At 74.0% G+C, this 5,111-nt stretch carries 8 protein-coding genes; 4 read left to right on the plus strand and 4 right to left on the minus strand.

Annotated elements, in window-relative coordinates:
• Positions 1–126: 126 nt before the first annotated feature.
• Both PSH25_RS07910 and PSH25_RS07915 read left to right on the plus strand, forming a co-directional pair.
• Positions 127–321: a hypothetical protein gene (locus PSH25_RS07910; protein ID WP_238658366.1), complete on the plus strand. Its 195-nt coding sequence runs from the start codon at positions 127–129 to the stop codon at positions 319–321.
• An 86-nt stretch (positions 322–407) separates the two neighbouring features.
• Entirely contained in the window at positions 408–1,508 is a 1,101-nt protein-coding gene (locus PSH25_RS07915) for an aKG-HExxH-type peptide beta-hydroxylase (protein WP_238658367.1), read from the plus strand.
• A 42-nt stretch (positions 1,509–1,550) separates the two neighbouring features.
• Here PSH25_RS07915 and PSH25_RS07920 read toward each other — a convergent pair whose 3' ends face one another.
• Positions 1,551–2,429 (minus strand): tetratricopeptide repeat protein, encoded by an 879-nt coding sequence (locus PSH25_RS07920; protein ID WP_238658368.1) that lies wholly within the window; start codon positions 2,427–2,429, stop codon positions 1,551–1,553.
• Positions 2,430–2,465: 36 nt separating this feature from the next.
• Here PSH25_RS07920 and PSH25_RS07925 point away from each other — a divergent pair, with 36 nt between their 5' ends.
• Positions 2,466–2,627, plus strand: a complete 162-nt coding sequence (locus tag PSH25_RS07925; RefSeq protein WP_238658369.1) for a hypothetical protein — start codon at positions 2,466–2,468, stop codon at positions 2,625–2,627.
• Positions 2,628–2,819: 192 nt separating this feature from the next.
• Here the strand turns inward: PSH25_RS07925 and PSH25_RS07930 are convergent, their stop codons facing one another.
• Positions 2,820–3,365 carry a hypothetical protein gene (locus tag PSH25_RS07930; RefSeq protein ID WP_238658370.1) on the minus strand — a complete coding sequence of 182 codons (546 nt, stop codon included), beginning with the start codon at positions 3,363–3,365 and terminating at the stop codon, positions 2,820–2,822.
• Between the two features lie 138 nt (positions 3,366–3,503).
• On the opposite strand from PSH25_RS07930, the gene PSH25_RS07935 reads away from it, so the two are divergent.
• Positions 3,504–3,845, plus strand: coding sequence for a hypothetical protein (locus PSH25_RS07935; RefSeq protein ID WP_238658371.1), 342 nt, complete (start codon positions 3,504–3,506; stop codon positions 3,843–3,845).
• Positions 3,846–3,856: 11 nt separating this feature from the next.
• Here PSH25_RS07935 and PSH25_RS07940 read toward each other — a convergent pair whose 3' ends face one another.
• Together PSH25_RS07940 and PSH25_RS07945 are read right to left on the minus strand one after the other, a co-directional pair.
• Positions 3,857–4,324, minus strand: a complete 468-nt coding sequence (locus PSH25_RS07940) for a ribose-5-phosphate isomerase (RefSeq protein WP_238658372.1) — start codon at positions 4,322–4,324, stop codon at positions 3,857–3,859.
• Between the two features lie 87 nt (positions 4,325–4,411).
• Positions 4,412–5,111, minus strand: a 700-nt coding sequence (locus PSH25_RS07945; RefSeq protein ID WP_238658373.1) for a DUF1015 family protein, incomplete at its 5' end; no start/stop codon positions are given.

The following is a 5,111-nucleotide window of genomic DNA, read 5'->3' on the forward strand; positions in this document are numbered from 1 at the left end:
GGGCGCGCCCGGCGGCGGTACGGGCCCCGGGGACCGGCGACCTCCGGTGACGGACGGTAAGCCGATGGTGATCACAGACGTTGACGTGTTTTCATGTCAGCACGCCTGCGCCAACCCGGGACATCGATGACTGAGCAACCCGCACCTGATCACCTCGTTGTGGTCGACGTGTTGACGCAGGGTCTGAGCCACCTGCTACGCGACGAGGATCCGGAACTGGCCCGATGGATCGAGGAACTGGTCGCGACCCTGAAGACTCCCCGACAGACGACGCTGGCCGGCTGGAACAGCTTCCTCGACCCCGGCGCCGACTCCACCTGACCCGGTCGGAGTTCGCCCGCCTCGCCGACGGTCGGGCGGGCCCGGCTTCCATCCGCGGTCTGCGGCGCGCGCAACGCAACCGCACGATGCTCGTCCTCAAGAGCCTCGCCGACACCGACGACGCCCTGACGGCGCCGGCGCAGCTGCTCGGCCACGCCCACCGCCTCGACCCCGCCGCCGCGGACCTGCTGCTCGATCACCCGTGGCTGGCCGTCTGGGCCATCGATCGGGTCCGGCACAGCAGCGCCGGCCGACCGGACTACCTCCCGTTCGCGGCGCTCGCGGCGGCCGCCCTCAGCGGATGGTCGGACGCGGCGGTGCCGGTCACGCCGTGTGCGGGGCTGGTGCCCGTGCCGGGCCTCGGGGTGCTGCGCCGACGCGGCGGCAGCACAACGTTGACGCCGGCCGACCTGACCGGACGACAGTGGACGCCCACCCGCTGGTGGCGCTTCACCGACCAGTCGGTCACCCTCGACCTCCGCGTCGAAGACCTGGACCCGTACCGCGACTGCTTCGGGCTACCCGTGGCCGCCCGGCTCTCCCCACCACGGGCCGCGGCGCTGGAACGGACCGTCGGGCACGCCTGGCACCTGCTCGTCGCGTACGCCCCGACGCACGCCGCCGAGGTGGCCGCCGGGATCAGCACGTTCGTGCCGCTGGCCGGCGGCACCGAGCGCGGGCACAGCGTCACGCACGCCGACGCCTTCGGGGCGTTCGCCGCCGACGCCGGCCTCGACCCGGTGGACCTGGCCGTGACGATGGTGCACGAGCTGCAACACAGCACACTCAACGCCGTCCTCGGCCTGGTCCAGCTGCACGAACCGGCCGACCCGGTGCGCTACTTCGCGCCCTGGCGCCCCGACCCGCGCCCGATCGGCGGGCTGCTGCACGGCACGTACGCGTTCACGGCCGTCGCCGAGGTGTGGGCCGCGCTGCGCGCCCACCCGGAACTGGCGGCGCAGGCCACCGGGCAGTTCGCGCTGGTGCGGGCGCAACTGGAGCGCGCCCTGGTCGAACTCGCCCGGGCCGGAAGTCTCACCTCGGCGGGGCGGCTCTGGACAGATCGCCTGGCCGACCGGATCGGTCGGCTGGCCAGCGTGCCGGTCCCGGCGTCCGCCGACGCCGCCGGGCGGCGGGAGGTGGCGGAGGCCGAGCGGACACGTCGACCGACGATCACCACCGGCTGAACCAGCGGCTCGCGCACCGCCGTCGACGCCGGCGGGCAGGCGTCAGGTCAACCCGACGGTCTCGATGTCGCACTCGATGCGCCGCTGACCCCGGGCGGCGTCCACCTCCGGGTGGTCCGGCCCGAACATCGCCTCCAGCGCCGCGGCGGCCTCGTCGAGCAACGCGCGGCCGCGAGCCTCCTCGCCGACCTCGATCAGGTCGACCGACGCGTTGACCGCGCAGTAGAGCGTGTACGGGTGCCCCGGCCCCCGCAGGCGACGCGAGTCCTCGAGGATCGCCTCGGAGAGGACCTGCGCCTGCTCCAGCCGGTGCGACCGGACCAGGTTGATCGCCTGCGCGGAACGCGCGCTCAGCAGGTACGGGTGGGTGGGTGGCAGCGCCTCGCCCATCGCCTGCAAGGTGGCCGCACCCAACTCCCGGGCCTCACGGTCGAAGTTGCGAGCCCGCAGGATCACCCCGAGGTTGACCGCCGCGCAGAGCGTGACCGGATGCCGCTCCCCGAAGACGGCGCGGAAGGTGGCGTGCCCCTGGGCGGCCAGGGCGTACGCCTGGGTGGCGTCGCCCGCCGCGCGCATGGCGTTGGCACAGGTCATGCCCGCCTCCGCGGCCAGCACATGGTCGGTCCCGAAGCGGCGCGTCACCAGCCGGTAGTTGGCCGCGCCCTCGCTCACGGCGGCGTCGAGCCGCCCGGTCTTGCGCAGGCAGGCGATGTGGATGCAGGTGGCCCGCAGCACGGTGAGGTGCTCGGCGCCCAGCAGCGAACGCTGCACCGGCAGGGAGCTGTCCAGCAGTTCCAGCGCGTCGGCGTACCGGCCCAGGAGGTAGAGGTCGCGTGCCTGGGCCTCCTGGGCCAGCACCAGCGCATAGGTGCCGTCCTCCGCGGCCGCACCGGCGTGCCGTGCCACTTCGAGCTGCGGCACGAAGCGCTGCCGACCACCTTCAATGACGTCGCAGCGGTGGTGAACTTCCTCCGCAAGGTCATCTGGACGGTGCCGGACTTCACCGTGGACCGCTACCGGGCCCGCCTCGCCGACCTGCACGACCACATCCGTCGTCACGGTCCGTTCGTGGCCCACGCCCAGCGGATCCTGGTCCGGGCGCACAAACCCGCGCGCTGACGCGGCGCACTGACGCCGCTGGGCCGAGCGGGCCCCCGAACGGGTACCAGCCGGACCGGCCGGCCACGGATGAACCGCGGCCGGCCGGGTAAGCGGCGACCTTGCCTGGTGGGGAGACGACCGGTGTCGCGCAGCGCCGCGACCGGGCGCCCGGGCGGGCGGCGAAGGCCGGCCCGCCCGGCGTTCCCGGGATCAGTTCGAGGAGATCCAGTTCCAGGCCGAGACGACCCACTCGGTCTGCTGGAGCCACGCCACCCCAAGGCCCGCGAGGAACACCGCCGTCGCCAGGTGGGCACCTCGGGCGGTGCGCCGGACCCGACCCAGTTGCCGCTCCAGCACCACCCGGCCGACCAGCCGGAACAGGGCGAACAGGCCGACCGCCACCAGCAGGCTGAGCACCAGCACCAGCAGCGGCCCGCTCAGGTCACCCTGACCGGACAGCGCCCAGATCCCCCAGCACACGAACGCGAAGAGGCCGGCCGCCGCGCTCCACTCGCCGCCGCGCCGCAGTTGCGTCATCCGCGAGCTCAGCGAACGGCGGGGCACCGGCTCGCCCGGCCAACCGGTGCCGGTCGGCTCCTGCTCGACCACCGGGAACGGCTCCGTCCGCGGGCTGCGCGGCTGACCCACCGGAGCGACCCCCCGGCGGAACCCGTCGCGCTGCGGCGGCACCCCGACGCCGGCCTGCGGTGGCACCTCCACGGTCCGCTCCGCCCACGGCTGCGTCTGGTCTGCCATCTCGTCCTCCCCCTGACCGACGGCACAGCACCGCCTGGATTCGAGGGTAGCCAGCCGGCAAATCGGTCGCCGACCCCGGCCGGGGCGCGAGGCCGCGCGACGGTGCCCGATCAAACCCCCGCAGGGTACGGTCGGCTGATGGGTGACCCCGACCGACGACGGCGACGACTGCGCCACCACGCCGACACCGAGACGGCCAGACCGGGTGCCGAAGGTCCGACGGCCAGCACCCCGGGCGTGCATGACGGCGACGACCCGCCGCCGCGACGCAGGAGTACCGGCGGCGACGAGCGCGACGGCGAGCGGGGGCTGCGCGGGTTGGTCGGTTCCGGCTCGTCCCAGGTGGGGCTGAGCGCCGCGCTACGGGCCCGGGACGCCGCCCGCCCCACCGACGACGACCTGGCCGAGGCGGAGGCCCGGGTGGTGGTCGTCCGGCGGAACTGGGTGCCCCGCGAGGAGTTGCCCCGCTCGCCGCGCTAGGCGCCGCACGGTCAGGGCAGGTCGGGCAGCTTCCGGGTCCGCTCGTACTCGGCAACCTGGGCGATCCGCCGAGCGTGCCGCTCGTTGCCGGAGAACGGCGTGTTCAGGAACGCCTCGACGATGCCGGTCGCCTCGTCCAACGTGTGTTGACGGGCACCGATGGCGACCACGTTCGCGTCGTTGTGCTGACGGGCCAGCTGAGCGGTCTCGACGCTCCAGGCCAGCGCGGCGCGGACGCCGGCGACCTTGTTCGCGGCGATCTGCTCACCGTTGCCGGAGCCACCGATGACCACGCCGAGACCCGTCTCGTCGGCCACCACCTGATCGCCGGTGTGCAGGCAGAACGTGGGGTAGTCGTCGTCCGGGTCGTAGCCGTGCGGGCCGACGTCGACCACCTCGTACCCCTGCATGGCCAGGTGGTTGGCCAGGTGCACCTTCAACTCGAAACCGGCGTGATCGGATCCCAGGTAGACGCGCATACCGGGCAGTCTGTCAGGCCGCGCTCGGGGACGTCACAGGGGCGGCGTCCCCGAGCCGGGTTCGTCACACGGTCGTGGGGGTGGCGCTCAGCGGGGCAGCTCGGCGACGACCAGACCGCCGCGCGCCTTCGGGGTGAACCAGGTGCTCTTGCGGGGCATCTTTTCCCTGGCCAGGTTGACCGCGACGAAATCCGCCACGGTCACCGGCGCGATCAGGATGGCCAGCTCGGCCCGCCCGGCATCGACCTCACCGGTGAGCCAGCTCGCCGGATAGTCACCGCCGACGTAGGTGATCCGCTTGTCGCCCGGGTCCAGACCGAGAGCGTCGCGCAGCACCAGCCGCTCGACCAGGGCGTGGTCCAGGTTCTCCAGGCGGGCGGAGGCGGTGGCGGGCAGGCGCACCGCGTACCCCTGGCCGTCGAGGCGCAGGTGCACGGTGCCGCCGGCCGCCGGGACCTCGACCGGGCCGTCGATCGGCGTGACGTCGGCACCCGCGGCCCGCAGCCGGTCGAGCAGCTCGGCCGGGGTGGTGGTCAGCTCGCTGACCAGCCGGTTGTACGGCTGGATGGCCACCGACGCGGGGGTGGTGACCACGGCCAGGAAGCGCGGCAACCCTCCGGTCTGGGCGGCCAGGCTGCGGTGGTTGCCGTCCGCGACGACCAGGTCCCCGCCACCGGCGAGAGCGGTCAGCGTGGCCTGCTCCGGGCCGGGGCCGAGCAGCCAGATGGCGTGGGTGCGCCCCGCCTGGTCGGTGTCCGTCGCGGCGGGCGCGCACCCACGCCATCTG

Origin of the sequence: Micromonospora foliorum (genome assembly GCF_022229015.1) — a bacterium.
In the GTDB taxonomy this organism is placed as follows: Bacteria; Actinomycetota; Actinomycetes; order Mycobacteriales; family Micromonosporaceae; genus Micromonospora; species Micromonospora foliorum.

Coding starts and splice junctions, on each gene's coding strand:
- PSH25_RS07915 (WP_238658367.1), top strand. CDS start 408: ATGCTCGTCCTCAAGAGCCTCGCCGACACCGACGACGCCCTGACGGCG.
- PSH25_RS07910 (WP_238658366.1), top strand. CDS start 127: ATGACTGAGCAACCCGCACCTGATCACCTCGTTGTGGTCGACGTGTTG.
- PSH25_RS07940 (WP_238658372.1), bottom strand. CDS start 4,324: ATGCGCGTCTACCTGGGATCCGATCACGCCGGTTTCGAGTTGAAGGTG.
- PSH25_RS07930 (WP_238658370.1), bottom strand. CDS start 3,365: ATGGCAGACCAGACGCAGCCGTGGGCGGAGCGGACCGTGGAGGTGCCA.
- PSH25_RS07935 (WP_238658371.1), top strand. CDS start 3,504: ATGGGTGACCCCGACCGACGACGGCGACGACTGCGCCACCACGCCGAC.